This window comes from Curvibacter microcysteis (assembly GCF_028649455.1).
In the GTDB taxonomy this organism is placed as follows: domain Bacteria; phylum Pseudomonadota; class Gammaproteobacteria; order Burkholderiales; family Burkholderiaceae_C; genus Curvibacter; species Curvibacter microcysteis.
This window is the reverse complement of the sequence record NZ_JAQSIO010000004.1, coordinates 214,523-240,188: the sequence shown is the minus strand read 5'-3', so window position 1 is coordinate 240,188 and position 25,666 is coordinate 214,523. Positions and strand designations below refer to the sequence as shown.

24 protein-coding genes are annotated in these 25,666 nt (G+C 65.4%); 9 read left to right on the top strand and 15 right to left on the bottom strand.

Features of this window, described 5'->3' with window-relative positions:
- Window positions 1-3: 3 nt before the first annotated feature.
- The gene (locus tag PSQ39_RS12630; RefSeq protein WP_273927165.1) at window positions 4-312 is read right to left on the bottom strand and encodes a winged helix-turn-helix transcriptional regulator; all 309 of its coding nucleotides are present in this window, start codon (window positions 310-312) and stop codon (window positions 4-6) included.
- Window positions 313-503: 191 nt separating this feature from the next.
- Window positions 504-968 (bottom strand): MarR family winged helix-turn-helix transcriptional regulator, encoded by a 465-nt coding sequence (locus PSQ39_RS12625; protein WP_273927164.1) that lies wholly within the window; start codon window positions 966-968, stop codon window positions 504-506.
- A 191-nt stretch (window positions 969-1,159) separates the two neighbouring features.
- Between PSQ39_RS12625 and ahpC the strand changes: the two genes are divergently transcribed.
- The 4 genes from ahpC (at window position 1,160) to PSQ39_RS12605 (ending at window position 5,096) form a co-directional block, all read left to right on the top strand.
- The gene (gene ahpC, locus PSQ39_RS12620; protein ID WP_273927163.1) at window positions 1,160-1,723 is read left to right on the top strand and encodes an alkyl hydroperoxide reductase subunit C; all 564 of its coding nucleotides are present in this window, start codon (window positions 1,160-1,162) and stop codon (window positions 1,721-1,723) included.
- Between the two features lie 155 nt (window positions 1,724-1,878).
- Window positions 1,879-3,435 carry an alkyl hydroperoxide reductase subunit F gene (gene ahpF, locus PSQ39_RS12615; RefSeq protein WP_273927162.1) on the top strand — a complete coding sequence of 519 codons (1,557 nt, stop codon included), beginning with the start codon at window positions 1,879-1,881 and terminating at the stop codon, window positions 3,433-3,435.
- Window positions 3,436-3,529: 94 nt separating this feature from the next.
- Window positions 3,530-3,745, top strand: a complete 216-nt coding sequence (locus PSQ39_RS12610; RefSeq protein ID WP_273927161.1) for a SlyX family protein — start codon at window positions 3,530-3,532, stop codon at window positions 3,743-3,745.
- Window positions 3,746-4,028: 283 nt separating this feature from the next.
- Window positions 4,029-5,096, top strand: a complete 1,068-nt coding sequence (locus PSQ39_RS12605; RefSeq protein WP_273927160.1) for a GGDEF domain-containing protein — start codon at window positions 4,029-4,031, stop codon at window positions 5,094-5,096.
- Between the two features lie 23 nt (window positions 5,097-5,119).
- Here the strand turns inward: PSQ39_RS12605 and PSQ39_RS12600 are convergent, their stop codons facing one another.
- Together PSQ39_RS12600 and PSQ39_RS12595 are read right to left on the bottom strand one after the other, a co-directional pair.
- The gene (locus PSQ39_RS12600; protein WP_273927159.1) at window positions 5,120-6,346 is read right to left on the bottom strand and encodes an HD-GYP domain-containing protein; all 1,227 of its coding nucleotides are present in this window, start codon (window positions 6,344-6,346) and stop codon (window positions 5,120-5,122) included.
- A gap of 97 nt (window positions 6,347-6,443) precedes the next feature.
- On the bottom strand, window positions 6,444-7,346 hold the full coding sequence (locus PSQ39_RS12595; RefSeq protein ID WP_273927158.1) for a LysR family transcriptional regulator: 903 nt from the start codon (window positions 7,344-7,346) through the stop codon (window positions 6,444-6,446).
- 112 nt (window positions 7,347-7,458) lie between these two features.
- On the opposite strand from PSQ39_RS12595, the gene PSQ39_RS12590 reads away from it, so the two are divergent.
- The 3 genes from PSQ39_RS12590 to PSQ39_RS12580 all read left to right on the top strand — a co-directional run bounded on the left by PSQ39_RS12590 (window position 7,459) and on the right by PSQ39_RS12580 (window position 10,966).
- The gene (locus tag PSQ39_RS12590) at window positions 7,459-8,457 is read left to right on the top strand and encodes a tripartite tricarboxylate transporter substrate binding protein (protein WP_273927157.1); all 999 of its coding nucleotides are present in this window, start codon (window positions 7,459-7,461) and stop codon (window positions 8,455-8,457) included.
- 6 nt (window positions 8,458-8,463) lie between these two features.
- The gene (locus tag PSQ39_RS12585; RefSeq protein WP_273927156.1) at window positions 8,464-9,675 is read left to right on the top strand and encodes a M20 aminoacylase family protein; all 1,212 of its coding nucleotides are present in this window, start codon (window positions 8,464-8,466) and stop codon (window positions 9,673-9,675) included.
- A gap of 136 nt (window positions 9,676-9,811) precedes the next feature.
- Window positions 9,812-10,966, top strand: coding sequence for a sensor domain-containing diguanylate cyclase (locus PSQ39_RS12580; RefSeq protein WP_273927155.1), 1,155 nt, complete (start codon window positions 9,812-9,814; stop codon window positions 10,964-10,966).
- Window positions 10,967-11,017: 51 nt separating this feature from the next.
- On the opposite strand, the gene PSQ39_RS12575 is transcribed toward PSQ39_RS12580, so the two are convergent.
- The 5 genes from PSQ39_RS12575 to PSQ39_RS12555 all read right to left on the bottom strand — a co-directional run bounded on the left by PSQ39_RS12575 (window position 11,018) and on the right by PSQ39_RS12555 (window position 17,448).
- The gene (locus PSQ39_RS12575; RefSeq protein ID WP_273927154.1) at window positions 11,018-12,766 is read right to left on the bottom strand and encodes an acyl-CoA dehydrogenase family protein; all 1,749 of its coding nucleotides are present in this window, start codon (window positions 12,764-12,766) and stop codon (window positions 11,018-11,020) included.
- A 73-nt stretch (window positions 12,767-12,839) separates the two neighbouring features.
- Window positions 12,840-13,847, bottom strand: coding sequence for a Bug family tripartite tricarboxylate transporter substrate binding protein (locus tag PSQ39_RS12570; RefSeq protein ID WP_273927153.1), 1,008 nt, complete (start codon window positions 13,845-13,847; stop codon window positions 12,840-12,842).
- A gap of 44 nt (window positions 13,848-13,891) precedes the next feature.
- Window positions 13,892-14,677 (bottom strand): SDR family NAD(P)-dependent oxidoreductase, encoded by a 786-nt coding sequence (locus PSQ39_RS12565; protein WP_273927152.1) that lies wholly within the window; start codon window positions 14,675-14,677, stop codon window positions 13,892-13,894.
- A 1-nt stretch (window position 14,678) separates the two neighbouring features.
- On the bottom strand, window positions 14,679-16,571 hold the full coding sequence (locus PSQ39_RS12560) for a feruloyl-CoA synthase (RefSeq protein WP_273927151.1): 1,893 nt from the start codon (window positions 16,569-16,571) through the stop codon (window positions 14,679-14,681).
- Window positions 16,572-16,653: 82 nt separating this feature from the next.
- Window positions 16,654-17,448 carry a crotonase/enoyl-CoA hydratase family protein gene (locus PSQ39_RS12555; RefSeq protein WP_273927150.1) on the bottom strand — a complete coding sequence of 265 codons (795 nt, stop codon included), beginning with the start codon at window positions 17,446-17,448 and terminating at the stop codon, window positions 16,654-16,656.
- A gap of 115 nt (window positions 17,449-17,563) precedes the next feature.
- On the opposite strand from PSQ39_RS12555, the gene PSQ39_RS12550 reads away from it, so the two are divergent.
- Window positions 17,564-18,442: an amidohydrolase family protein gene (locus PSQ39_RS12550; protein ID WP_273927149.1), complete on the top strand. Its 879-nt coding sequence runs from the start codon at window positions 17,564-17,566 to the stop codon at window positions 18,440-18,442.
- A gap of 240 nt (window positions 18,443-18,682) precedes the next feature.
- Here PSQ39_RS12550 and PSQ39_RS12545 read toward each other — a convergent pair whose 3' ends face one another.
- From PSQ39_RS12545 to PSQ39_RS12520, 6 genes are all read right to left on the bottom strand, one after another.
- Entirely contained in the window at window positions 18,683-19,855 is a 1,173-nt protein-coding gene (locus PSQ39_RS12545) for a porin (RefSeq protein WP_273927148.1), read from the bottom strand.
- 135 nt (window positions 19,856-19,990) lie between these two features.
- On the bottom strand, window positions 19,991-21,286 hold the full coding sequence (locus PSQ39_RS12540) for a TRAP transporter large permease (protein ID WP_273927147.1): 1,296 nt from the start codon (window positions 21,284-21,286) through the stop codon (window positions 19,991-19,993).
- A gap of 5 nt (window positions 21,287-21,291) precedes the next feature.
- Window positions 21,292-21,780 (bottom strand): TRAP transporter small permease, encoded by a 489-nt coding sequence (locus PSQ39_RS12535; protein ID WP_273927146.1) that lies wholly within the window; start codon window positions 21,778-21,780, stop codon window positions 21,292-21,294.
- 118 nt (window positions 21,781-21,898) lie between these two features.
- Window positions 21,899-22,861, bottom strand: a complete 963-nt coding sequence (locus tag PSQ39_RS12530; RefSeq protein WP_273927145.1) for a TRAP transporter substrate-binding protein — start codon at window positions 22,859-22,861, stop codon at window positions 21,899-21,901.
- 49 nt (window positions 22,862-22,910) lie between these two features.
- Window positions 22,911-23,819, bottom strand: coding sequence for an SMP-30/gluconolactonase/LRE family protein (locus PSQ39_RS12525; RefSeq protein ID WP_273927144.1), 909 nt, complete (start codon window positions 23,817-23,819; stop codon window positions 22,911-22,913).
- A 6-nt stretch (window positions 23,820-23,825) separates the two neighbouring features.
- The gene (locus PSQ39_RS12520; protein WP_273927143.1) at window positions 23,826-24,620 is read right to left on the bottom strand and encodes an NAD-dependent epimerase/dehydratase family protein; all 795 of its coding nucleotides are present in this window, start codon (window positions 24,618-24,620) and stop codon (window positions 23,826-23,828) included.
- A 101-nt stretch (window positions 24,621-24,721) separates the two neighbouring features.
- Between PSQ39_RS12520 and PSQ39_RS12515 the strand changes: the two genes are divergently transcribed.
- Window positions 24,722-25,573, top strand: coding sequence for a FadR/GntR family transcriptional regulator (locus PSQ39_RS12515; protein WP_409242029.1), 852 nt, complete (start codon window positions 24,722-24,724; stop codon window positions 25,571-25,573).
- Window positions 25,574-25,666: the final 93 nt, after the last annotated feature.

The following is a 25,666-nucleotide window of genomic DNA, read 5'->3' as shown; positions in this document are numbered from 1 at the left end:
GGCTCACTTCTTTTTGGCGCGGTTCGCAGCCCATTTGGCGGCGAAAGCTTGCACGTCGCTGAGGCGTTTGAGCAGGTCTTTGCCGCTGTCGGTGACCAGGTAGCCCGAAGGGCCGTGGTCCAGCAGGCCGGCTTCACGCAGCTCTTTGATACGGGTGTTCAGTGTGTTGGGGGTGATGCCCCCCACGCTGTCTTGTAACAAACGGAAGGTTTGGGCGTGTTCGTCACGCAGTGCCCACAGCACGCGCAGCGCGTAGCGGGACTCCAGCAGGTCGAACAGTTGGCTGATGGCAGGGGTTTCCTTGGCACTCATGGGTGGGGTCTCCTCGTGACGCAACATGTTCGCAAACGAGCCAGCACGGGTGGCCGAAGGGCTGGCCTGTGCGGCGCGACTATAGCCCAAATCAGTGCTTTGCTACCGGTTTCATAGCTGCCCAGCCTTGGGCAATGGGCCTCAACTGACGCTCAGTGCGGCTGGTTCAGGGGGCGCGGCACACCAGTGACTCACAAGTAGATTTTTTGCAGCAGCCGGATCAAGGTCTTGCGCTCGGTGGCGCTCAGGCGGCTGGTGGCGTCGCTTTCGAGGTCGGCTGCGGTTTGCTCAGCGTCCTTCATCAACGCCAGGCCAGCTTCGGTCAGGTGCAAGCCCATGGCCCGGCCGTCGCTGGGGTGGGGGCGGCGCTCGATCAGGCCGCGGCGGTCCATGGACGCGATGATGCCCACCAGGTTGGGCGGCAGGATGTTGAGCGTGCTGCACAACTGGCGTGAGGTGATGCCTGGGTTGTGGGTGACCAGGGACAGCACGGAGAAGTCCACCACCTTGAGCCCATAGACGGACATGCGCTCCATGAACACCTCAATGATGCTCAGGGCGGCCCGGCGGGCGTTGTAACCCATGAGGGTTTCCAGGTAGCGGGTGTCCACGGCCTCGACGGCTGGAGAAGGGCTGGTTTTGCGCTGGGTGACCATGCGGGAATTGTCACCTTTTCTGCCGCCGTCCAGCCGGGTCGGTGTGAACCCCGCGTGACAGCGAGAAGGGCCTTGGGTGAATTTTGATAGTAAAAAACAATCGAATGAATATCTCCAATCAATTGGTTCAATGGTTCAGCCTCGGATAGAGTTGCGGCTGTCGTTAACCAAAGTAACAGAGGAAAACACGAATGTCCTTGATCAACACCCAAGTCCAGCCTTTCAAGACCCAAGCTTTCCACAACGGCAAGTTCGTTGAAGTCAGCGACCAAAGCCTGAAGGGCAAGTGGTCTGTTCTGATTTTCATGCCGGCGGCTTTCACCTTCAACTGCCCGACCGAAATCGAAGACGCTGCTGACAACTACGCTGAATTCCAAAAGGCCGGTGCTGAGGTTTACATCGTCACCACCGACACCCACTTCTCGCACAAGGTGTGGCACGAAACTTCGCCCGCCGTGGGCAAGGCCAAGTTCCCCCTGGTCGGCGACCCGACCCATGTGCTGACCAACGCTTTTGGCGTGCACATCCCCGAAGAAGGCCTGGCGCTGCGCGGCACCTTCATCATCAACCCGGACCTGGTCATCAAGACCGCCGAAATCCACTCCAACGAAATCGCTCGCGATGTCAAGGAAACCGTGCGCAAGCTGAAGGCTGCTCAGTACACCGCCGCTCACCCCGGTGAAGTCTGCCCCGCCAAGTGGAACGAAGGCGCCAAGACCCTGGCCCCCTCGATCGACCTGGTCGGCAAGATCTAAATCGCCGGCACACGGCAGAGCGCTTCGGCGCTCCCCCGCCGGACAGCGTCATGGCCTCGTGCCATGCCGTCCGGCTTTTTTTCGCCCGAATTTCGGCGCCCGGGCCGCCACAAGCGCCCGCAGCGCCCCCCAATTGACCCCTGAAGGACCTGAACATGCTCGACGACCAACTCAAGACCCAACTCTCTGCGTACCTGGAGCGCGTGACGCAGCCGTTTGAGCTGGTGGCTTCGCTGGACGACAGCGAAACCGCGCGCGACATGCTGCAACTGCTGCAGACCATCCAGTCCCTGCGCGCCGACAAGATTTCGCTGCGCACCGACGGCACCGACGAGCGCAAGCCCTCGTTCAGCCTGCAGCGCCTGGGCAGCAGCAACCAATTGCGTTTTGCCGGCCTGCCGCTGGGTCATGAGTTCACCTCGCTGGTGCTGGCCCTGTTGTGGACCGGTGGCCACCCGCCCAAGGTGGAGCAGGACGTGATCGAGCAGATCCAGGCCCTGGACGGGGACTACAACTTCGAGGTCTACATGAGCCTGAGCTGTCACAACTGCCCCGACGTGGTGCAGGCGGCGTCGCTCATGGCCGTGCTCAACCCACGCGTCAAGACCACCATCATTGAAGGCGGTGCCTTCCAGGACGAAGTCACGCGCCGTGGCATCCTGGCCGTGCCCATGGTCTACCTCAATGGCGAGGTGTTTGCTTCGGGCCGCATGACGGTCGAAGAGATCGTGGCCAAGCTCGACACCGGCGCAGCGGCTCGTGACGCGGTCAAGTTCGACGCCAAGGCCCCCTACGACGTGCTGATCGTCGGTGGCGGCCCCGCAGGTGCCGCCGCCGCCGTGTACTCGGCACGCAAGGGCATCCGCACCGGCGTGGTGACCGAGCGTTTTGGTGGCCAAACCCTGGACACCCTGGGCATTGAGAACTTCATTTCGGTCAAGGAGACTGAAGGCCCGAAGTTCGCCGCTGCGCTCGAAGAGCATGTGCGTGCCTACGACGTGGACATCATGAACGCCCAGCGCGCCGAGCAGCTGATTCCCTCGGCCCAGCCAGGTGAGCCCATCCTGGTCAAGCTGGCCAATGGCGGCACGCTGAAGGCCAAGACCGTGATCCTGAGCACCGGCGCGCGTTGGCGCAACATGAACGTGCCCGGCGAAAACGAGTACCGCACCAAGGGCGTGACCTACTGCCCGCACTGCGATGGCCCCTTGTTCAAGGGCAAGCGCACGGCCGTGATCGGTGGCGGTAACTCGGGTGTGGAAGCGGCCATTGACTTGGCTGGCTTGGTGTCCCATGTGACGCTGCTGGAGTTCGCCCCTGAGCTCAAGGCCGATGCCGTGCTGCAAAAAAAGCTGGCCAGCCTGCCCAATGTGACCGTGATCACCAACGCCCAGACCACGCAAGTGCAGGGCGATGGCAGCAAGGTTACCGGCCTGAGCTACAAGGACCGCGTCAGCGGCGCCGAGCACCTGCTGGCGCTGGAAGGCATCTTTGTGCAGATTGGCCTGCTGCCCAACACCGACTTCCTCAAGGGCACGCTGGAGCTGTCCAAGCACGGTGAGATCGTGGTCGATACCCATGCCCGCACCTCGGTGCCGGGGGTGTTTGCCGCCGGTGACGTGACCACCGTGCCGTTCAAGCAGATCATCATCGCGGCAGGTGAAGGGGCCAAGGCGGCGTTGGGGGCGTTTGACCACCTGATCCGAGCCTGATCGAGCGCGACGCTGCCCGCGTCCAGACCCTGGTCGAGCCCCGCCCCTGAGCGGGGCTTTTTTCTGGGCCTGATTTTTCAGGTCCAATGGCGGCATGGAAAACCCTGAGCTCATCGACCACCGCCTCACCGAACTGGAAATCAAAACCAGTTTCAACGAAGACTTGCTGGAGCAACTCAACCAGATCGTGTTTCGCCAGCAGGAACAGATCGACGCCTTGATCCGCGAAGTGCGCGAATTGCGCCGCCAGCAGCCCGAGAACAGTGGCGGTGCGTCGGGCCCGCGCGACGAGTTGCCGCCCCACTACTGACCGCCGGGGCTGGGCCGGGGGGGCGTCGACTCCTTCCTGGCGCTCAAGCTTGGCCAGTTCGGTATTTTTTGCGTTTTAACGCTTCGACCGCCCCCTCCCTCGAATCAATTTTCATTGTTCGACACCGTACAGTTGTTACCATGACGTCGTAACGCAATTTCGACCTTCCAAAGTAAAACTCCGTTGACCTGGGGGGACGCCAGCGATGACTCCGGTTCTTCAGCACGGTCCCATGGACCCAAGGTCCGATGCTGCGTCAGTCGATAACCGCTTCAACGTCCGCATGCGGACTCGGATGCTGATGGCGGTGGGCGTCAGCTATGCAGTGGATGCCCTGTTCCTGGCCTGTTTCTGGTGGCTGGATCGCGTGAGTTTGGGCTTGCCCCTGCTGTACGCCGCGGCGGGGCTGGCCCACATCGCCGTGTTCGCAGGGGTTTTCCGGCTCGGGTGGGGTCGGCAGGGACGCGACCCTTACCTCACGGAATGGCAAATGGTGACGGCCATCGCGGTGCAACTGGGGGCCGTGCTCCTGGCCCCGTGGATCAAGGCGTACTTCCTCTGCATCATCTTCGTCGTCTTCGCGTTCGGCACCCTGAGCCTGACGATACGGCAGGCCTTGCTGATGTGGCTGAGCACCTGTGCGATGACGGCCATCACCTTGCAGTACCTGCCCTCCCAGCACAACGCCGCGGTCACCATTCCGGACAATGCCCGCGAGGCCGTGCTGGTGGGGCTGGCCTACGCATCGATCCTGCTGCGCTGTCTGTTGCTGAACCATTACGGCACCGTTTTGCGGGTGCGTTTGGTACAGCGTCAGCGCAAGTTGGCTGACGAGGTGGTGGCGGTTCACCGCCTGGCCACGCACGATTTGTTGACTGGCGCCCTGAACCGCCACGCCATCTTGCCCATGCTGGAGGAGCAAATTCATCTGGTCCAACGCGGGCGTCAAGCCTGCGCATTGGCTTTGATTGATCTGGACCACTTCAAGCGCGTCAATGATGGCCATGGGCATTTGGTGGGGGACCAGGTCTTGTGTCGGGTGGTGGACACCATGAATGCCACCTTGCGGCCCAGCGACAAACTGGCCCGTTATGGCGGCGAAGAGTTCTTGTTGCTCATGCCAGCCACCACCTTGGAGGAGGCGCTGGTGGTGCTGGAGCGGGTGCGGCTGGCGGTGGCCCACCAGTCCTGGCAGGACCTGGTGACCGATCTGCCGATCACGCTGTCCGCCGGCATCACCCATGTGCACGCCCGCGACCGCCTGGATGACGTGCTGGCCCGCGCCGATACCAGCCTTTATCAGGCCAAGAACGAGGGGCGCAACCGCTGCGTCTGCTTGGCCGCGAACTGACGGCCTGGGCTTATGGGGTCAGGTCAGGTGAGGGCCAGCAGGCGAACCAAGTCGGGGCGCACGCGGATGTCTTTGTAATTGACGCTGGACAGGATGCGGTGGTCGTTCAGCCGGGTGTCTCGGATGGCCGGCTCCAGCATGGGCATGCCTTCTCGGTTGACCAGCACGGCCACGCGGGGCGTCAGGGTGTTGGCCCCTCGGCGCACCACGGTGGCGATCTCGTTGCTGGCCAGTTTGACAAACGAGCCTGGCGGGTAAATGCCCACGGCCTTGATCAGCGAGGCCCCGGCTTCGTCCACTTTTTTGGCTTCGTCAAAGTAGGTGGCGTGCATGGCCGCCGACGGTGCCATGGGCGGGCGCGTGGCGCGTGGCGACAGGCGTGCGGCAAAGCCATCGGCCCGGTGGATCAGGCGGGCAATTTGGTCTGCGGGTGTGCGTCCGCCCAAGGGGCCTGCGCTCACGTGGTGGTGTTGCTGCACCGCTTCCAGCCAGATCGGGTCGCGCACGCCGCGGTCGCGCAGCAGGTGAACCGAGCGTTCGGCATGGGCATCGATGTGCGCGCGCTGTTTCGGTGACACGGGCTCGCGCTGCAGGGTCAACTGGTCTTGCAACTCGGTCATGCCGATGTTCATGGTCAGGCAGGCCCGCACCATGGTGGTCTCCAGCTCCGGGGACCAGTTCAGCACATCGCGTGCAGCCAGTGAGCACATGGCACACACCAACATGGCGTGCGTGGCGCTGTAGTAGCGGGTTTCACTGGCCGTGAGGTGGATCAGGGCAAACAGGGCCGAGTCCGGGTTGCGTGCCAGCACCCGTCCCAGGTCACGTTGCAGACGGTCCAGCCGGAACATGAAGCGCAGGCTTTTGGTGTCGCGCAGCAAGGTGTTGGCCCGGCTTTGCATGTCCAGCCAGTCGATCGGCGCGTCCGGGTCGTCCAGTTCGTCGGGCAAGCGTCCCAGGCCGGTCGGGGCCATCTCGGGGGCCATGATCTGGGTGTCGGCGATCTGGCCCAGGGTGGTGTTCTGTGAGTTCACCATCGCGTTCACCTGCGCCTCCATGGCGCGTCGGTACTGACGCACTTCCTGGGGGTCGACAAACAAGGTGCCGTGGGCGGCCAGGGTGTCCAGCGCTTCACGCTCATTGAACACATAGCCACGGCTGGCCAGCAGCGTGCCTTCAGCGTTGTGGAGCGAGAACGGCAAGGGGCGACCCAGCGGGATGTTGCTGAAGCTGACAGGGGCTAATTTCATGGCTGGCGCTGATTATGTGGCAGGTTGTTTCCTCAGCGCACGAGGTTTACCGGGTATCCACGGTGCTGTTCTGGCTTCCGCTGCTTGGCGCGGCCGCTCAGTCGTGCAAGTGCCTGCGCACAAAGTCCCGCAGCAGGCCCATCAGAGGGGATTCGGTGCGACCGCGCAGGGTCACCAGTCCGAACCGGGCCGAGGCCTGCAAGGCGGGGCTGACGGGCACTTCGGCCAGGGTGCCTGCGACCATGCCCTGGCGCGCCGCCGCCCGAATGCCCAGAAACACCGCGTCGGTCTGAGCCACGGTGTCGAGCAGGGCGCCCACGTCTTCACAGCGCAGCGAGGCCATCTGCTCGGGGTTGGCCGACTCGCCATACAAATCGACCAGCAGGCGGGCGACCTCATCGCTCAGCGGCGTGGTGGCCAAGGGGTAGGCCAGCAAAGCGGCAAAGGGCTGGACCTGGGCACTGGCCAGCAGCGGGTGGCCGCTGCGGGCGATGAACGCTGCCTGCAACTCGGCCAAGACCTGGATGCGCAGGTCTTCCGCTGGGGCCACGCGGCGCAAGTCGACCACCAGCGCGTCCAGCTGGCGTTCGCGCAGCAACTGAAGCTGCAACTCGGTCGAGCCCCGCGAGACGCTGACCTTGACCCCCGGATGGTGGCGCGCCATGTGCTGCAGCAAAGGGGTCATCAACAAGGCCCCTGGGCCTGAGCCCAAACCCACCCGCAGGGTGCCCAGATCGGCCTGGCTCAGGTGCTGAAGTCCTTCTTGCAAATCGTTGGCTTCGAACAGCACGCGCCGAGCGCGCTCGGTCACCCAGCGGCCCAGCGGGGTGAGTTCGTTGCGCTTGCCCAGGCGGTCCACCAAGGGCACGCCCAAGCTGGCTTCCAGGGCCTGGATGCTGCGGCTCAGGGCCGACTGCGTCAGGTGCAACTGTTCGGCGGCGCGGCTGAAAGAGCCACACTCGGCCAGGCAGATCAGGTGTTTGAGCTGGCGCAGTTCCATGGGCTTATGAATGAGTGATGTGAATCATTATCAGGAAAATAATGCATTAGACACATGGGTAAACCGTGTTCTAGCATGACCCCATCTCATTCATCTCAAGGCGAACACCCCCATGACCTCCCTCCCCAAACGTCGCTTCCTTGGTCTTTCCTTGCTTCTGGCCGGTCTGGGTTTCGCCGGGGGCGTGCTGGCCCAGACCTATCCCAGCAAGCCGGTGACTTTGATGGTGCCTTACCCGGCCGGGGGCTTGTCGGACGTGATCGCGCGCACCGTCAACACGGCCCTGGCCAAGCACCTGGGTCAGCCGGTGGTGGTCGAGAACCTGGGGGGCGTGAGCGGTGCCTTGGCGGCCCAGAAGGTGCTTAATGCGCCGGCCGATGGCTACCAAATTTTCCAGGGTTCGCCCAACGAGCTGATCCTCTCGCCGCTGGCCAATTCCGCGGTCAAGTTCAAGAGCGAGGACTTTCGCCTGGTGCAGCTGGTGGCCGTGGCACCCATGGCGGTGCTGGCACGGGGCGATTTGCCCGTGAGCAACGGCGATGAGCTGGTGGCCTACGCGAGCCAGGCCGCCCGTGAGCAAAAGCCGCTCACCTATGCCAGCGTGGGCCCGGGCTCCTTCTACCACCTGATGGGCGAGCACTTGTCCAAGTTGGTCGGCGTGCCCATGACCCATGTGCCTTACAAAGGGGCGGCTCCCGCCTTGCAAGACCTGATGGGCTCGCAGGTGGACATCTTCATCACCCCCTTTGGCAAGCCCCAACTCGAGATGGCCCAGCAAGGGCGCCTCAAGTTCGTCGCCACCTTGTCGCCCGAGCGTCTGGACCACCTGAAGAACGTGCCCACGCTCAATGAAAGCAAGGCCTTGAAGGGTTTTGTCTTCAACATCTGGACCGGCTACTTTGTGAAGAAGGACACCCCCGAGCCCGTGGTGCAAGCCCTGCACAAGGCCTTGTCCGAGACCTTGGGCGACGCCGCCATGCGCGCCAGCCTGGAGGCGCAAAGCCAGTTTGTCTCCAAACCCTTGTCCCTGGCCGAGGCCGCCCGCTACTACAGCGAGGGCTCGGCCCAGTTCCGCGCCATCGCCAAGTCCATTCAGCTGCAACCGCAGTGAGGCCCCATGTCTGACATTTCCATCCAAAACGTGCTGGCCCAGTCCCAGGCCAGCGCTGCCGAGTTCGTGGCCTTTCGGCGCGACATCCACCAACATCCCGAGTTGGGCTTCCAGGAACACCGCACCAGCGAGCGCGTGGCCGAGCACCTGCAAAGCTATGGCTACAGCGTGGAGCGCGGCGTGGGCGGCACAGGCGTGGTGGCGCAGCTGCGCCGAGGCACAGGCCCGCGTCGCCTGGGCCTGCGCGCCGACATGGATGCCTTGCCCATTGTTGAAGCCACCGGCGTGCCCCATGCCAGCCAGCACCATGGCGTGATGCACGCCTGCGGCCATGATGGCCACACCGCCATGCTGTTGGCCGCGGCGCGCCAACTGGCCGAGCAGGGTGAATTTGACGGCACCTTGAACCTGATCTTCCAGCCGGCCGAAGAGGGCCTGGGCGGCGCGCTCAAGATGATGGAAGACGGCCTGTTCGATCGCTACCCCTGTGACGCCATCTTCGCCATGCACAACATGCCTGGCTACCCCCAGGGCCACCTGGCGCTGCGCGAGGGCGCAGCCATGGCCTCGTCTGACCAGGTGGTGATCACCGTGCGTGGCGTGGGCGGTCATGGGGCCATGCCGCACAAGGCCGCCGACCCGGTGGTGGCGGCCAGCAGCCTGGTGATGGCTTTGCAGACCGTGGTGTCGCGCAATGTCGATCCACTGGCCATGGCGGTGGTCACGGTGGGCGCCTTCCATGCCGGCGAGGCCAACAACGTGATCCCCGACTGCGCCACGCTCAAGCTCAGCGTGCGGTCCCTGGACCGAGGTGTGCGCCAGCTGCTGCGCGAGCGCATCACCGACCTGGCCCAAGCGCAAGCGCGCAGCTTTGGCTGTGAGGCCACGGTGGACTACAAGGCCGGCTACACGGTGCTGGTCAACACCCCCGCCGAGACGGCCTTGGCGCGCGAAGTGGCGTTGGCGCTCAATGGCCCTGAACGCGTCACCCTGCAAGCGCCGGCCCTGCCGGGCAGTGAAGACTTCGCCTTCATGCTGGAGAAAGTGCCGGGCAGCTACTTGCTGATTGGCAATGGTGATGGCCAGGACGACAGCCCGTTTGCCGGTCACAGCGCCTGCATGGTGCACAACCCGAACTACGACTTCCACGACAGCAATGTCGCGCGCGGTGCCGCTTACTGGGTGCTGTTGACGCAGCACTTTTTGCGCTCCATCTGAGGTTTTCGACCGTTTGGCGTGCATTTGAGCGCTTGTACATGACCGACCATCGCTAGCATTTCCGTTCGATGCGCGGGGCGGGCGGTGCCTTGCTAAATTGGCCAGCCACCTCACCCTGGTTCAGGTCTCGCCCCGCATGGCACTTCAAACACACCCCGCCGTCGCCTCCATGAGAGAGGTCCATTGGGTCGTTCGCATGAACTACCGAGGCCGCACCGTCTCCTGGGGCATGATCTTCGCGGTGTGTGTGCTGCTGGGCCAGGAGCGAGCCTGGTCCTGGGGCCATTGGGTGGCGCTGGTGCTTCAGTTCGTCGCCTACCCCCAGTTGAGTTACCTGTTGGCGCGGCACAGCGCCGAACCGGTGCGCAGCGAACTGCGCATCCTCACCCTGGACTCCTTCTGTTTTGGCCTGTGGATGAGCTGGATGGGCGCTCCCCTGTGGTTGGCCTATGCTTTGTGCGCCTGTGGTGCCATGACCCTGGCCGCTTTCAGGGGCATGGGTGGGCTGTACCAGGCGGTGCTGGCCCAGGCCTCTGGCGCCTTGTGTGGGGTGTTGCTGTGGGGCTTTGAGTTCCGTCCCGACATGGGCCCCGCGTCCACGGCCTTGAGCATGGCTTCATTGACCACCTATTTGTGGATCTTCGCTCACGCCGTCAATGTCCGCACCCACCGGCTCAACCGCATCCGATGGCAGCTCAAGGACAGTGAGCGGGCCTTGCAGCAGCAACTGCTGGAGATCAGTGCCTTGCAGTCCCAGTTGCGTGAGCAGGCCAACCGGGACGCCCTCACGGGTTTGTTCAACCGCCGCTTTCTGGACGCGACCATGGACCGCGAACTGGCCCGCTGCCAGCGCATGGCCGAACCCCTGTCCTTGATCCTCATCGACATCGACCACTTCAAAAACATCAACGACACCTTTGGCCATGCGGCGGGGGATGAGGTTTTGCGCCGACTGGCCTTTCTGCTCAGCACCGATGCACGTTCCAGTGATGTGGTGTGTCGGCATGGTGGGGAGGAGTTCTTGCTGATGCTGCCGCACATGCCCCTGGCCGTGGCCATGGCGCGCGCTGAGCGTTACCGCTCCATGCTCGAATCCTCGGTGATGTTGATCGAAGGCAAGCGCATGCGTTGCACGCTCTCAGCCGGGGTGGCCTGTTACCCGGTCCACGGCAAAGGGCCCAGCGAGCTCATGGCGGCGGCCGACAGCGCGCTCTACCGCGCCAAACGAACGGGGCGCAACCGCATCGAGCGGGCCGCTGAAGACCTGAGCACCAAGTCCGTCCCCGCTTGAGGGGGGCCGGGGCATCGCCCGCGTGGGCACCCCCGTTTCCAGCCTGGGGCCTCAGGCCGTGTGGGCGACGCTGGCTTGGGGCAGTTGTAGCTTGATGAGCTTCAAGCGCAGGTCCAACTCAGGCAGCACACGCTCCCGGAAGGCCTTGAAAGGTGTTTGCCAGCGTGCCTGGTCGGCCCCCGGGGTCTGCGCAATCTGGGCCCAGGCCCAGCCCATCAGCACCAGCGCCACGGCGCGCAGGTAGTCGTCGGCCACTTGGCTGGCCAGCACGGCGTCGCTTCCACAAGCCGCGGCCAGGGTGGTGGTCAGGTAACGCAGTTCGGCCAGGCGGCGCAGCACTTCGGCGTCGAAGTCGCGCGACGCATCCAAGGAACCCCGCAGCGACAGCAGCACCTGGCCCAGGGCCGCACCGCCATCGGGCAGCACTTTGCGCAGCAACAGGTCGACCGCCTGGATCTCGTTGGTGCCCTCGTAAATCATGCTGACCCGCGAGTCGCGCACGATTTGCTCAATGCCCCATTCACGCACATAGCCGTGGCCGCCAAAGACCTGCAGGCATTCGCTGGCGCCGTAAAAAGCCTGGTGTGTCCAGGCTGCTTTCAGCACCGGGGTCACCAGGCTGCACCAGCGCTGGGCTTGTTCGCGTTCGGTGGCCTCAGGGTGGTGGCGTGCCTGGTCCAAGGCCAGGCCGGTGCGGTAGGCCAGCAGGCGGCCCGCATCGATCCAGGCGCGTTGCACGTCCAGGATGCGGCGCATGGCAGGGTGTTCCACCAGCAGGTCGGCGCTGTCGCCTTCGCCGCGCGAGGCCGGGCGAGGGCCGGGCGCGCGCATTTGGCGGCGCTCGTGGGCGTAGGCGTCGGCCTTTTGCCAGGCCGCGTCGAGCAGGCCAATGCCTTGCAAGGCCACGTGCACGCGCGCTGCATTCATCATGATGAACATGGCGTTGAGGCCTGCGCCAGGCTGGCCGACCAGCCAACCCGTGGCGTCTTCAAAGCGCATCACGCAGGTGGGGCTGCCGTGCAGGCCCATTTTTTCTTCGATGCGTTCGCAGTGGGCGCCGTTGCGCGTGCCATCGGGCAAGAACTTGGGCGCCAGGAACAGCGACAAGCCCTTGGGCCCAGGCGCCGCACCGGGCAGGCGGGCCAGCACCAGGTGGACGATGTTGTCGCTCAGGTCGTGCTCGCCGCCCGAGATGAAAATCTTGCTGCCACTGATCCGGTGCTCGCCCGGGAACTGACCGCCCGCTTGCGCAATGGCCTGGGTGCGCACCATGCCCAGGTCGCTGCCCGCATGGGCCTCGGTCAGGCACATGGTGGCCAGCCATTCGCCACTGGCGATCTTGCTCAGGTAGGCGGCTTTCAGCTCGGCGTGGCCGTGGTGCTTGAGGCATTCGTAGGCGCCATGCAGCAAGCCGGGCGCCATGGTCCAGCCATGGTTGGCCGCGCTCAGCCATTCATAGAGCACGCCCTCCAGCACCCAGGGCAGGCCTTGACCGCCGTCTTCTTCAGCGCAGGACAGGGCGGGCCAGCCGGCCTGCCAGAAGGCCTGGTAGGCGTCCCGAAAGCCCGGGGGGGTGGTCACGCTGCCCGCGTTCCAGCGGCAGCCGATCTCGTCGCCCGTGCGCGACAGCGGCGCCACCACTTCGCCCACAAATTTGCCAGCCTCGTCCAGCACCTGCTCCATCAAGCCTTGATCCGCTTCGGTGAGGTCTGACAAGGCCGCGAGCTGGGCCGGGGCTTGGAGCACGTTGAACAACAAAAAGCCGTTGTCGGCGGGGCGGGGCTGGTAGGAGGACGACATGGCAGAGGAGGGGGAAGGGCAAGGCAACAGAGGGAAATCAGGCACGCGGGTGGCGCCGCGTGCCGCAGGGGGCTCAGGACTCGGCCGTGAAGCCGATGCGCTTGACCAGCGGGCCCCAGCGCTCGAACTCGTGCTTTTGCGAGCGGGCCATTTCTTCGGCCGTGGAGCCCTGGGCGATCAGGCCCACGATGGCCAGGCTGTCGATCACGGACTTGTCTTTCAGCGCTGCGTTGATGGCCGCGTTGGCCGCAGCAATCACCGGGGCGGGGGTCTTGGCCGGGGCGTAGAAGCCAAACCACTCTTCGGTGGTCAGCTCGCCAAAGCCCTGTTCGGCAAAGGTGGCCACATCGGGCAGGAAGGGCGAGCGCTTCTCACCCGAGGTGGCCAGAATGCGCAGCTTGCCAGCCTTGGCGTTGGCGATGAAGTCACCGCTGGGCGTCAGCATGGCGGCGATCTGGCCGCCGACCAGGTCGGTCACACCGGGGATGGAGCCGCGGTAGGGCACGTGGCGCAGTTCCACGCCGGCGTTCAAGCCCAGCAGGGCCCCAATGAAGTGGGGAGTCGAGCCCGCACCTGGCGAGCCGTAGCTGGCGTCCTTGGGGTTGGCCTTGGCCCAGGCCAGGAAGTCCTTCAGGTTCTTCACGCTGGCGGGTACCAGCGGGCCCACGGCCAGGCCGTGGTGCATGACGGCCGCGATCGACACGGCCGCGAAGTCCTTGGCCTCGTAGTTCATCTTGCTGTAGATGTGCGGGTAGATGGCCAGTGCCGAGAAGGGCGACACGGCCAGCACGCTGCCGTCCGCGGGCGAAGGCTTGAGCGACTCCAGCGCGATGCGGCCACCGGCGCCGGGCTTGTTCTCGACCACGCCCGGGTTCTTGGTGAAGGCGCTGCCCATCATCTTTTCGCCTACGCGGCGCGACACGCTGTCGCCCGAGCTGCCAGCCGGGAAGCCGTAGTAAATCTTGACCTGTTCCACCAGTTGGGCAAAGGCGTTGAGCGGCAGCAGGCTGGCGCTGGAGCCTAAGGCGCCCAGGGCGGCGACGCTGCCCAGGCGTTGGACGAATTGACGGCGGTTGTTCATGGTTTGTCTCCGATGTTGTTGTGGTGTGGGTCGGTAGGCCCGCTTCAGCGTGGCGCCATGCGCAGCGCGCCGTCGAGGCGGATCACCTCGCCATTGAGGTGGCCGTTGGTCACGATGTGGCAGGCCAGTTGGGCGAACTCGTCGGGCTTGCCCAAGCGCGAGGGGAAGGGGATGGACGCGGCCAGCGAGGCCTGCACGGGCTCGGGCAGCTGCTTCATCAGCGGGGTGGCGAACAGGCCGGGTGCCACGGTGCACACGCGGATGCCGTGCTGGGCCAGGTCGCGCGCCATGGGCAAGGTCATGCCGACCAGGCCGCCCTTGGAAGCGCTGTAAGCCTGTTGGCCCACCTGGCCGTCAAAGGCTGCGACCGAGGCGGTGAACATCATCACGCCGCGCTCGCCGTCTTCCAGCGGGGCTTGCTTGGCGCACTCGGCGGCGAACAGGCGGCTGATGTTGTAAGCACCAATCAGGTTGACGGTGACCACGCGGCTGAAGTCTTCCAGCGGCGCGGCACTGCCGTCTCTTTGCACCACACGTTTGGCGGTACCGATGCCGGCGATGTTCATCAAGATGCGCGCCGGGCCATGGGCTGCGCTGGCTTGGGCCAGGGCGGCTTGCACGCTCTCGGTGTTGGTGATGTCGCACACGCAGGCCACGGCGCGGCCCTCGCCGTATTGCGCGTTGAGGTCGGCGGCCACCTGGGCAGCCAGCGTGGCGTTGACGTCGAGCACGGCGACCTTGGCGCCCAGGCGGGCGAGTTCGCGCGCCGTGGCTTCGCCCAGGCCCGATGCGCCCCCGGTGACCAGTGCGGCTTGTCCTTGGATGTCCATGTCAGTTTCCTTGCGGTTGGAAGGTGTGGGGCAGGGTGCCTTGGTGCAGCGCTTGCACCAGGGCGTCGCGGTGCTTGAGCACGGCGCGTTGGTTGATCGAACCCTTGTCGGTGACCTCGCCCTTGTCGATCGAGGGTGGCTCGGCCAGCAAGGCGGCGCGGGCGATGCGGTTGGCGCTGCCCGTGGCGTGGCTGGCCAATTCGTTGATGACTTGCTGGAACTTCGCCAGCACCGGGGCGCTTTGCAGCACCTCGGCCCAGGGGGTGCCGGCCGGCAGTCCGCTCAAAGCGCGGCAGGCCTGGGTTGGGAAGATCAGTGCGCCGACTTCCTTCAGGTTGATGCCGGTCAGCACCGCGTCTTGCACGTAGGGAGCGCCGGCGGCGGTGATCTTGGCGCGCAGCGGGCCCACGCTGACAAAGGTGCCCGTGGCGAGCTTGAAGTCTTCGGCGATGCGGCCATCAAAGCGCAGACCCAGGTGCACATTCTCGGGGTCGATCCACTGCACGGCGTCGCCGCTGCAGAAGAAGCCTTCTTCGTCGAAGTGCTCGGCGGTCTCTTGCGGGGCGCGCCAGTAGCCCGGGGTGATGTTGGGGCCCCGGTAGCGCACCTCGGTCTTGCCGTCGGTGTCCACCAGCTTCAGGGTCAGGCCGGGCGTGGGCACACCCAGGTCGCCCGACTTGACCTGCGGGCCGGTCACGAAGATGGCAAAGGGGCCGGATTCGGTCATGCCCAGGCCGGTGCCCATGACAATGCGCTCGCCCAGCTCGGCTTCTTGCAATTGGTGCAGGTCGTCCCACACCGATTGCGCCAAGGCCGCGCCAGCGTAGAAGAACATGCGAACGCGCGACAAAAGTTGCTGACGCAGCACGGTGTCGGTTTTCATCGCGTTGGCGATGGCCTCGAAACCGGTGGGCACGTTGAAGTACACGGTGGGTGCAATCTCACGCAGGTTGCGCAGGGTCTCGTGCATCAGGGCCGGCGTGGGCTTGCCGTCGTCGATGTAGAGCGTGCCGCCGTTGTAAATCGTCAAGCCCACGTTGTGGTTGCCGCCAAAAGTGTGGTTCCAGGGCAGCCAGTCGATCAGCACCGGGGGCAGGTCGGGGTCGGCCAGCACGGGCATGGACTGACGCATCTGCTGCTGGTTGGCGCACCACATGCGGTGGGTGTTGATCACGGCCTTGGGCAGCTTGGTCGAGCCCGAGGTGAACAAGAACTTGGTGATGGTGTCCGGACCCGTGGCTTGTATCGCGGCATCCACGGCTTCGGTGTCCGGGGTGTCCAGCAGGGCTTGCCAGTCGGTGTGCGCGCGGCCTTCGACGCTGCCATGGACCAGCACCACCTCGGTGTCGGCGGCCACGGCGGCGGCGATGGCCCGGCCGTAGCGGCTGCCTTCGGTGGCAAAGACCAGGCCCGGCGTCAAGGTGTTGAGCACATGGCGCAGCTTGTCGTAGTCCTGGCTGATGGTGGAATAGGCCGGTGAGGCCGGGCAGTGCGGGACGCCCGCCAGCAGGCAGCCCAGGGCCAGCAGGGCGTGCTCCAGTCCGTTTTCACTCAGGATCACCACCGGGCGCTCGGTGTTCAGGCCGCGGTCGATCAAGGCCTGGGCGATGCGCCGTGCTGTGGCCAGTGCCTGGGCGTAGCTGATGCGGCGCCAGTCGCCCGTGCTGCCGTCGGCCAGGCGTTCGCGCTGGGCCAAAAAGGTGCGGGTGGGTTCGGTGCGGGCCCAGTGCAGCAGGCGGTCGGTCATGCGGGGGGCATGCTCGGCCAGGTCTTGGTCTGCCCGCAGGTAGCGGGTGCCGGGAGCGCCATCTTGCAGCGCGACGCGGGTCACGCCAAAAGTCAGCGGGCGGTAACGCGGCGCTTGAGCGCCAGAGGGCTGTGTTGTCTCTGTCATGTTTGTTCTGCTGGGCTGTGGGTTGGGTTCTGGGCGCACACCGGGCGCGCGTGGCGCAGGCGCCCCGCAGGGCGCCGTGCGATCAGTCCTTGCGCACCTTGTCGGCGCGGCCTTCCAGGAAGGCGCGCACGCGCTCCTTGGCGTCGGGCGCGCTTTGGGCGATGGCGGCCATCAACGCTTCGGTGAAGAAGCCCTGGTCAGCCGGTTGCTCGGCAATGCGCGGCAGGGCGTGCATCAGCGCGTAATTGGTCAGCGGGGCGTTTTCAGCCACGCGCTTGGCCAGCTCCAGGGCCTTGTCAAAGGCCGTGCCTTGGGGCACCAGGTACTGGGCCATGCCGATGCGTTCGCCGTCGGCGGCGTTGTAGACGCGGCCTGTCAGCATCATGTCGGTCATGCGGGCAGCACCGATCAGGCGCGGGATGCGCACCGCGCCGCCACCGCCCACGAAGATGCCGCGCGAGCCTTCGGGCAGGGCGTAGAAGGTGGTTTCGTCTGCCACCCGGATGTGGCAGGCGCTGGCCAGCTCCAGGCCGCCGCCCACCACCGCGCCGTGCAGCGCGGCAATCACCGGCACCGGGCCGTGCTGGACGCGCTCCAGGGCCGCATGCCACATGCGCGAGTGGTACAGGCCCTGGCCGGCGTCGCGCTCTTTGAGTTCGCTCAGGTCCAGGCCAGCGCAGAAGTGCGGGCCTTCGCCATCGATGACGGCGGCGCGCACGGTGGCGGGCAGGTTCTCAAAGGCGTCGCGGATGGCCAGAATCAGGCCGTCGCTGAGCGCGTTGCGCTTGGTCGGGCGGGTCAGGCGGATCACGGCTACTTCATTGGAGGCGCCGTGGAATTCAATTTTGAGATCGGGGTTGGCTGGTGTCTGGTTCATGATTGCGTTCCGTTGTTGAATCGATTATGGTTATGAAACATAATCAAATCAAGCAAGGCCAGCGCGTTTTTTACCTAGTATTTACCCGGGCCCCGATCCACCCCTAGGAGACTTCATGGACTACAAGAACCTCATTGCCATCGACATCCACACCCATGCGGAAGTGAGTTGCTGGAACCCTTTTGACAGCTACGGCGAGGAATACGACCGCGCCGCCGACAAGTACTTCGGCAGCAACCTGCGCCCCACCATCGACGAGACGGTGGCGTACTACCGCGAGCGCAAGATCGGTTTGATCATGTTCACCGTGGACAGCGAGTCCAAGCTGGGCCGCCGCCGCATCCCGAACGAAGAGATCGCGGAAGCCGCCAAGAAGAACAGCGACATGATGATGGCCTTCGGCAGCATCGACCCGCACAAGGGCAAGATGGGGGCGCGCGAGGCCGAGAAGCTGATCACCGAGCACGGCGTGCGGGGCTTCAAGTTCCACCCCACGGTGCAGGGCTACCACCCCTACGACAAGATGGCCTGGCCCATCTACGAGGTGATCAACCACTATAAGCTGCCCGCCATCTTCCACACCGGCCACAGCGGCATTGGCAGCGGCATGCGCTGCGGCGGCGGCCTGCGCCTGGAGTACAGCAACCCCATGCACCTGGATGATGTGGCGATCGACTTCCCGGACATGCAAATCGTCATGGCTCACCCCAGCTTCCCCTGGCAGGACGAGGCCTTGTCGGTGGCCACGCACAAGCCCAATGTCTGGATCGACCTGTCGGGCTGGAGCCCGAAGTACTTCCCGAAGCAGCTCATCCAGTACGCCAACACCTTGCTCAAGGACCGCATCCTGTTCGGCAGCGACTACCCGCTGATCACCCCCGAGCGCTGGATGAAGGACTTTGAGGTCGCCGGCTTCAAGCCTGAAGTCATGCCGGGCATCTTGAAGGACAACGCGGTGCGCCTGCTGGGGCTGGACAAGACCGACCCCGCCTGAGGCCTCGCACCTGCGCAGGCCCGGCGCCACGCTTGGAGGGCGTGGCTGCGCCAGCCCTCCCCCCAAAAAAAGAGGGTGCTCGGTTCAACGAGCACCCTCCAACCTTGGACCGAAACCGAGGCCCCTCTTCAGCCGCTCGCCCACGGACGCCCCGACCTCACCCGCGCACCCTGGCAGAGGTGCGCTGAGGCCATCTGGGGATCAGCCAGCGGAGCTGACAAGAGGCCTTGCGCGTTGGGTTCAGAAGCTCACGCGCACACCGAAGTCGATGCCCGTGGAGTTGCTGTTCACATTGGCCGCACCCGCCACCGGGCCCAGCGCGCCAGAACCATACGAGCCCGCCGCCATCGACGCGCCACCCGAGTTGCTCACCCGCGCCAGCGTACCGTACAGCGCCGTGCGCTTGGACAGGTTGTACACACCGCCCACCGCCAACTTCTGCGCCTTCGCGTTGCCCAGCTTCACCTGGCCCACCGAGGCCAACACATTGGCCGCGCCCACCGGCGCGTTCACGCCCAGCGACCAGCCCTTGGTGCTTTGTGCATTGCCCAGCTTGCTCACGTCCGACAGCTTTTGCTGCGCCACGATCCCCATCACCTTGGCCACGCCAAAGTTGTACGAGCCGTAGACGCTGGTGTCGGCCATGTCACCAGCCAAAGGCGCTGCCGCCCCCGAGGTGCCCGGGCCCGCCAGGCCACCGTTGCCCAGGTTCTGGGTCAGGCCAGCGAAGGTGGTGCGCGTGTAGGCCGCCGCCACATCCAGCGCGTCTTGCTTGTAGCCCAGGCGCGCGCCCACGTAGCGGCCGTTGCTGGCGGTGTTGATGTTGTTGATGGTGGCGTTGCTGGCCTGGTTGCCAAACGCGTACATGGCCTGACCGTAGACACCGCCCAGGCCCGAGGGCAGGATGTAGCCCACCGAATTGGAGGCGCGCACAAAGGTGTTGGCCGCGGCCGAGCCGGTGTAGTCCAGGATCAGCGTGCCCACGCCCGCGGCGGCAAAGGGGTCGGCGTTGAGGTAGTTCTGCCAGCTCGGGGTGGTGTCGCGGCCCAGGCGCACTTCGCCAAAGGCGCCCGTCAGGCCGACGGTGGCGCGGCGGTTGAAGGTCAGGCCACCGGCGGCCACGTCGCTGCGCTGGTTGTTGGTGGTGGTGCCGCTGCTGCCGATGCCGCTGGCGGGGTTGATGGCGGCTTCGAGCCAGAAGGTGGCCGCCAGGCCACCGCCCAGGTCTTCCACGCCGCGAAAGCCCAGCCGGCTGGCGGCGTTGCCCGAGGGGGAGACGCCGGAGATGCGGCCGGTGTTGGTCTTGACGTTTTCATAGGCCAGGTCGAGCACGCCAAAGAGGGTGACCGAGGACTGGGCCAGGCTCAGGCCGCAGGCGCTGAAGGCGGCCAGGGCGACGAGGGATTTTTTCATAGCGAGGTTCTCCGTTGTGGTGGTTGGGGGGGAATCAGGCGCAGGCCGGCCCGCCCCGCAGCCGGTGCTGTGGGTGGGGACGGCCCCCGCCATCGGGGGCCCAGGAGGGCAGATCAGAGGGGTGGGGCGCCAGCCTCAGAGCACGGGGCGGCCTGTCACCAGGCTGGGCAGCCACATCGAGAAGCCGGGCACATAGGTGACCAGCAGCAGGGCGAAGATCAGGGCGCCATAGAAGGGCCAGATGGTGCGCATCACCGTGCCCACGGAGACGCCGCCGATGGCGCAGCCCACGAACTGGGTGGTGCCCACGGGCGGGGTGTTCAGGCCCAGCGCGCAGTTGATCAGCAGCATGATGCCGAACTGCACCGAGCTCATGCCGTACTGCTGGCAGATCGGCAAGAAGATCGGGGTGCACAGCAAGATCGTGGCGGCCATGTCCAGGAAGGTGCCCAGCACGAACAGCAGCACGTTGACCAGCAGGAAGATCAGCCAGGGCTGGGTGGTCAGTTGCGACAGCATGGCACCGGTCAGCTCGGCCACGCTGTACAGGCTGATCAGGTAGCCGAAGGTGCTGGAGATGCCAATCAGCATCAGCACCACGCCCGTGGTCTTGACGGCTTTGGCTGCGGCCTTGATGAAGTGCTCGCGCTGGATCGAGCGGTACACCAGCACCGTCAGGCCCAGCGCGTAGAGCACGGCCACGGCAGCGGATTCGGTGGCGGTGAAGACGCCCGACAGAATGCCGCCCAGGATCAGCACCACGATCATCAGGCCCGGCAGGGCGGCTGCCAGCGAGCGCGCCACGATGGCCCAACCCGGGAAGCTGCCGGCCGGGTAGCCGCGGCGGATGGCCACCAGGTAGGCGGCGGCCAGGTTGCACAGGGTCAGGATCACGGCGGGCAGCAGCGCGGCCAGGATCAGCGAGGCAATCGACACCTTGCCGCCGGCGGCCAGCGAGTAAATGATCAGGTTGTGGCTGGTGGGCATCAGCGCGCCCACCAGGGCTGCGTGGGTGGTCACGTTGACAGCGTAGTCCGCGTGGTAACCCTCTTTCTTCATCATGGGGATCATCACGGCGCCCATGGCCGACACGTCCGCAACTGGCGAGCCCGAGACGCCGCCGAACAAGGTGCAGGCCACCACGTTGGACATGCCCAGGCCGCCACGCACATGGCCGACCAGGTTGCGGGCCAGGTCCACGATGCGGTCGGCAATGCCGCCGTACAGCATCAGCTCACCGGCAAAGATGAAGAACGGAATGGCCAGGAAAGAGAAGATGCTCATGCCCGAGGTCATCTGCTGGAAGCCCACCGCCAGCGGCAGGCCTTCATACAGCAAGGTGGCCAGGGCGGACAGGCCGATCGAAAAGGCCACGGGCACGCCCAGCAGCAGGAACAGCGCAAAAGAAATACACAGGATGGTGAGTGCCATGGTGATCAGCCCCAGGAGGGTTCGAGTTCGCGCCCCTGGGCCAGGGCGATCAGGTGTTCAATGGAAAACAGCACGATGAGCGCGCCGGCCACGGTGGCGGGCACGTACTTCCAGCCTTCGGAAATCCACAGCGTGGGCAGGCGGTACTCCCACACCGAGATGGCCAGTTCGGCGCAGCTCCAGGCCATGGCCGCGCCAAACAGGGCGACCAGCACATGGATCAGCATTTCCATCTTCAGGCGCACTTTTTCAGGGGCCAGCACCAGGAAGGACTCCAGGCCGATGTGGCCGGCGTCGCGCACGCCCACGGCGGTGCCCAGCATGGTCACGTAAAGCACCAGCAGCAGGGACAGGCTTTCGGCCCAGGTGGGGGTGTTGTTGAGCACATAGCGGCCGATGACCTGCCAGCTCACGGCGCCAATCAGGGCCACGATGCCGGCAATGCCCAGCCACATGCAGGCGCGGGCGAGCCTGCGACAGATTTGGGAGTACATGGTTGAAAAATCGCTTGGAAGGGGAAAAAAGGGCGAGCCAGTCCCTGGCCCCTGAAGCCGGGGCTTCGGGGCAGGGCGGTCTGTCAGGGGAGGGGCAGGCCAGGGGGCCTGCGGGGCCTTACTTGGTGTCCTGGACCCGCTTGACCAGGTCCTTGAGCTTGGCGTCGGTGATGAACTTGTCATACACCGGCTTCATGGCCGCCTGGAAGGAGGCCTTGTCCACGGTGATGATCTCGGCGCCACCGGCCTTCACCGTGGCCAGGGACTTGGCTTCGCGCTCGTCCCACAGGCGGCGCATGTAGGGCACGGACTCTTTGGCAGCCTGGCGCAGCGCCGCTTGTTCTTCAGCGCTGAGCTTGTCCCACACGCGCTTGGAGAACAGCAGCATTTCGGGCGCCATCGAGTGCTCGGTCAGCGAGAAGTACTTGGCCACTTCAAAGTGACGCGAGCTCTCGAACGAGGGGTAGTTGTTCTCGGCGCCGTCGACCAGGCCGGTCTTGAGCGCGGTGTAGACCTCGCCAAAAGGCATGGGCGTGGCATTGGCGCCCATGGCTTCCAGCAAAGACACCCACAGGTCCGACTGCTGCACGCGGATCTTCAGGCCCTTGGCGTCGGCCAGGGTGCGGACCGGCTTCTTGGCGGTGTAGAGGCTGCGCGCGCCGCTGTCGTAATAGGCCAGGCCGATGAAGCCCTGCGGCTCGCAGGACTTGAGGATCTCTTCGCCAATGGGGCCGTCCAGCACGGCGCGCATGTGCTCCTTGCTGCGGAACAGGAAGGGCATGGTCGGCACCTGGGTGGCCGCGCAGATGTTGTTCATCGGCGCGATGTTCACGCGCACCATGGCCAGGGCACCGATCTTGGTTTGCTCGATGGTGTCTTTTTCATTGCCCAGGGCGCTGTTGTTGAACACCTTGATGCTGTGCTTGCCGTTGGTGAGTTGCTTGACGCGATCGCTCATGAACTTGACCGCGTCCACCGTCGGGTAGCCGTCGGGGTGGATGTCGGCCGAGCGGAACTCGGTGGCCTGGGCGCTCAGGCTCAAGGCAGTGGCCAGGGCCAGCAGGGTGGTTTTCAGTCTCATTTGTCGTCCTCTTGGTGGTTTTGATGGATGGGGTGAAAAAGGGAGGGGCTCAGCCCTGGAAGCCCGGCTCGGGCAGGCCTGCCACGCCGGGCTGCAGCGCGAACACGCCGCCGGCCAGGGGCTGGTCGCTCAGGTCCACGCCGCTGGGGCGGATGCTGGTCACAAACAGGGTGCGCAGGTCGGCGCCGCCAAACGCGCACATGGCGGGCTTCTTGACCGGCACGGCCAAGGAGCGGTCGAGCCGGCCCTCAGGTGTGAAGCGGTGCACCAGGCCGGCGTCGTTGGCACAGATCCAGTAGCCGCCGTCGGCGTCGACGGCGGCGCCATCGGGGCGGCCTGGCAGGGACTGCATGTCCACGAACAGACGCTGGCGTGAGGGCGTGCCGGTGTCGGTGTCGTAGTCAAAGGCCCAGATGCGTTGGCTGCTGGGGTGCGAGTCCGACAGGTAGAGGGTGCGGCCATCGGGGCTGAAGCCCAGGCCGTTGGGCACCAACAGGCCGCTCAGCTGCGCTTGCAGTTGGCCCGTGATGGCATCGCGCGCGTCGTGGCGGTACAGGGCGCCGGCGGGCACGCCGGCGGCCATGTCCATCACCATGGTGCCCGCCCAGAAGCGGCCTTGGCGGTCGCAACGGCCGTCGTTGAAACGCATGCCTGGGGCGGCATGCGCCACGCTGGCCAGGCGTTCGGCGCTCAGGGTGTCGCCCATGGGAGGCAGTTGCAGGTGGTACAGGCCATCTTCCAGCCCCGCCACCAGGCCATCGCCTTGGGCGTTCAAGGCCAGGCAGGCCAGCATTTGGGGCGCCTGCCATTGCTTCAGCGCGCCCGTGCTGGGGTTCAGTCGGTACAGGCGGCCGGCCGGGATGTCGGCCCAGTACAGCGCTTGCTCGGCCACGCTCCAGACCGGGCTTTCCCCGGTGGCGCAACGCGCGTCCAGCACCAGTTCGGCGGTGGTTGCCATGGGGGATCAGCCTTCGAAAGGGCCGGCAACGCAGAAGTTGCCACCTTGGTAGACCGACACCGGCGCGTCCGCGGCGGGCAGGGGCTGCTGTTCGATCTGGGCGCGGAACACCTCCGAGCTGTCTTGCGGCACAAAGCCCAGGCGGGCCGCGGCGCTGTTGTCCCACCAGACCTTGGCGTTGTCCGACACGCCATAGACCACCAGGTGGCCCACATCCGGGGTGAACAGGCTGCAGCGGATCAGCTCGGTCAGGTCGCGGTAGCTCAGCCAGGTGCACATCATGCGGCGGTCGCGTGGCTCGGGGAAGGACGAGCCGATGCGGATGCACACGGTCTCGATGCCATAGCGGTCAAAGTAAAAGCGCGACAGGTCTTCGCCGTAGGCCTTGGACAGGCCGTAGTAGCCGTCGGGGCGGTGCTCGACGGCGGTGTCCAGGGTCTCGGTCTGCTTGTAAAAGCCAATCACGTGGTTGGAGCTGGCAAACACCACGCGCTGGACGCCATGGCGGCGTGCGGCCTCGTAGACGTGGAACACACCGCGGATGTTGGCTTCCAGAATCTCTTCAAACGGCCGCTCCACCGACACCCCGCCCAGGTGCACGATGGCGTCGCAGCCCTGCACCAGGGCGTCCACCGCCTGTTTGTCGGACAGGTCGCAGCACTGCACTTCTTCGCTGGCGTCGGCGGCAGGCGCCAAGGCGGCGATGTCGGACAGGCGCAAGGTGTGGGTGAAGGGCTTGAGGGTCTGGCGCAGCACCTGACCCAGGCCGCCAGCGGCGCCGGTGAGCAAGAGTTTTTGCATGGTTTGTCTCAGTGAGCGTGTCGCCCCAGGGGCGTACACGGCGGGTTGATGAGGTGTGTTATCGGTTGTCGTACAACGTGGTGGCGGATTATCATCAGGCCATGTCAAAGTTGTCAACGGTCCACACCCCGGGTTTTCCCAAGTCATCGCTGTCGGAGGCCGAAATGCCGCTTGCCGCGTCACCCGCGCGACGCCGCCCTCGGGGTTTGGCCCATGATTTGGTGGACGACTTCAGCAGCCGCATCCAGGCGCAAGTGCTGCGCCCGGGGGACAAGCTGCCCACCGAGTCGGAGTTGATGCGGGCTTTTGGCGTCAGCCGCACCGTGGTGCGCGAGGCCTTGTCGCGCTTGCAGGCCGGTGGCCTGGTCGAGACCCGGCATGGCATTGGCACCTTTGTGCTGGAGGCGCGCAGCACGGGCATGTTCCGCATCGACCCGTCGGACATGGCCACCTCGGTGGACGTGCTGGCGGTGCTGGAGTTGCGTGTCAGCCTGGAGACCGAGTCCGCTGGCCTGGCCGCCGTGCGCCGCACCGACGCGCAACTGCAGGCCATGCGCGAGGCCCTGCGTGACTTTGCGGCCAATGTGGGGGAGGGCGGCGACACCGTGTCACCGGATTTCCGCTTCCACCTGGAGATCGCCCATGCCACGGGCAACCGCTACTTTGGCGACATCATGAGCCACCTGGGCACCACCATCATCCCGCGCACCCGCATCTCCTCGGCCATGCGCATGGCGCCTGAATTGCGGGCCCAGTACCTGCAAAAAGTGAACCGCGAGCACGAAGAAATTTTTGATGCCATCGCGCGCCAGGATGCCGAGTCCGCCCGGGCGGCCATGCGCATCCACCTGACCAACAGCCGCGAGCGCCTGCGCCGAGCCCAGGCCCTGGCCCAAGCGGGACAGGCTGCCGGCACGGACGCCGCCGAGGGCACCTCGCCACCGGCCGCCTGAGCTTTTTCGACTGCGGTGTCAGGTCAATCCAGCGTCGTGCTGGATTTTTTCAAAGTTTAGTTGTACGATGACTGACGACATTGAAAAACAAGG

Excerpts from the sequence above, each read along its gene's own strand:
- PSQ39_RS12515 (WP_409242029.1), top strand. The coding sequence starts at position 24,722 with ATGTCAAAGTTGTCAACGGTCCACACCCCGGGTTTTCCCAAGTCATCG.
- PSQ39_RS12550 (WP_273927149.1), top strand. The coding sequence starts at position 17,564 with ATGGACTACAAGAACCTCATTGCCATCGACATCCACACCCATGCGGAA.
- ahpF (WP_273927162.1), top strand. The coding sequence starts at position 1,879 with ATGCTCGACGACCAACTCAAGACCCAACTCTCTGCGTACCTGGAGCGC.
- PSQ39_RS12590 (WP_273927157.1), top strand. The coding sequence starts at position 7,459 with ATGACCTCCCTCCCCAAACGTCGCTTCCTTGGTCTTTCCTTGCTTCTG.
- PSQ39_RS12595 (WP_273927158.1), bottom strand. The coding sequence starts at position 7,346 with ATGGAACTGCGCCAGCTCAAACACCTGATCTGCCTGGCCGAGTGTGGC.
- PSQ39_RS12555 (WP_273927150.1), bottom strand. The coding sequence starts at position 17,448 with ATGAACCAGACACCAGCCAACCCCGATCTCAAAATTGAATTCCACGGC.
- PSQ39_RS12545 (WP_273927148.1), bottom strand. The coding sequence starts at position 19,855 with ATGAAAAAATCCCTCGTCGCCCTGGCCGCCTTCAGCGCCTGCGGCCTG.
- PSQ39_RS12570 (WP_273927153.1), bottom strand. The coding sequence starts at position 13,847 with ATGAACAACCGCCGTCAATTCGTCCAACGCCTGGGCAGCGTCGCCGCC.
- ahpC (WP_273927163.1), top strand. The coding sequence starts at position 1,160 with ATGTCCTTGATCAACACCCAAGTCCAGCCTTTCAAGACCCAAGCTTTC.
- PSQ39_RS12610 (WP_273927161.1), top strand. The coding sequence starts at position 3,530 with ATGGAAAACCCTGAGCTCATCGACCACCGCCTCACCGAACTGGAAATC.
- PSQ39_RS12530 (WP_273927145.1), bottom strand. The coding sequence starts at position 22,861 with ATGAGACTGAAAACCACCCTGCTGGCCCTGGCCACTGCCTTGAGCCTG.
- PSQ39_RS12605 (WP_273927160.1), top strand. The coding sequence starts at position 4,029 with ATGCGGACTCGGATGCTGATGGCGGTGGGCGTCAGCTATGCAGTGGAT.
- PSQ39_RS12600 (WP_273927159.1), bottom strand. The coding sequence starts at position 6,346 with ATGAAATTAGCCCCTGTCAGCTTCAGCAACATCCCGCTGGGTCGCCCC.
- PSQ39_RS12585 (WP_273927156.1), top strand. The coding sequence starts at position 8,464 with ATGTCTGACATTTCCATCCAAAACGTGCTGGCCCAGTCCCAGGCCAGC.
- PSQ39_RS12540 (WP_273927147.1), bottom strand. The coding sequence starts at position 21,286 with ATGGCACTCACCATCCTGTGTATTTCTTTTGCGCTGTTCCTGCTGCTG.
- PSQ39_RS12565 (WP_273927152.1), bottom strand. The coding sequence starts at position 14,677 with ATGGACATCCAAGGACAAGCCGCACTGGTCACCGGGGGCGCATCGGGC.
- PSQ39_RS12520 (WP_273927143.1), bottom strand. The coding sequence starts at position 24,620 with ATGCAAAAACTCTTGCTCACCGGCGCCGCTGGCGGCCTGGGTCAGGTG.
- PSQ39_RS12525 (WP_273927144.1), bottom strand. The coding sequence starts at position 23,819 with ATGGCAACCACCGCCGAACTGGTGCTGGACGCGCGTTGCGCCACCGGG.
- PSQ39_RS12580 (WP_273927155.1), top strand. The coding sequence starts at position 9,812 with ATGGCACTTCAAACACACCCCGCCGTCGCCTCCATGAGAGAGGTCCAT.
- PSQ39_RS12535 (WP_273927146.1), bottom strand. The coding sequence starts at position 21,780 with ATGTACTCCCAAATCTGTCGCAGGCTCGCCCGCGCCTGCATGTGGCTG.
- PSQ39_RS12560 (WP_273927151.1), bottom strand. The coding sequence starts at position 16,571 with ATGACAGAGACAACACAGCCCTCTGGCGCTCAAGCGCCGCGTTACCGC.
- PSQ39_RS12575 (WP_273927154.1), bottom strand. The coding sequence starts at position 12,766 with ATGTCGTCCTCCTACCAGCCCCGCCCCGCCGACAACGGCTTTTTGTTG.
- PSQ39_RS12625 (WP_273927164.1), bottom strand. The coding sequence starts at position 968 with ATGGTCACCCAGCGCAAAACCAGCCCTTCTCCAGCCGTCGAGGCCGTG.
- PSQ39_RS12630 (WP_273927165.1), bottom strand. The coding sequence starts at position 312 with ATGAGTGCCAAGGAAACCCCTGCCATCAGCCAACTGTTCGACCTGCTG.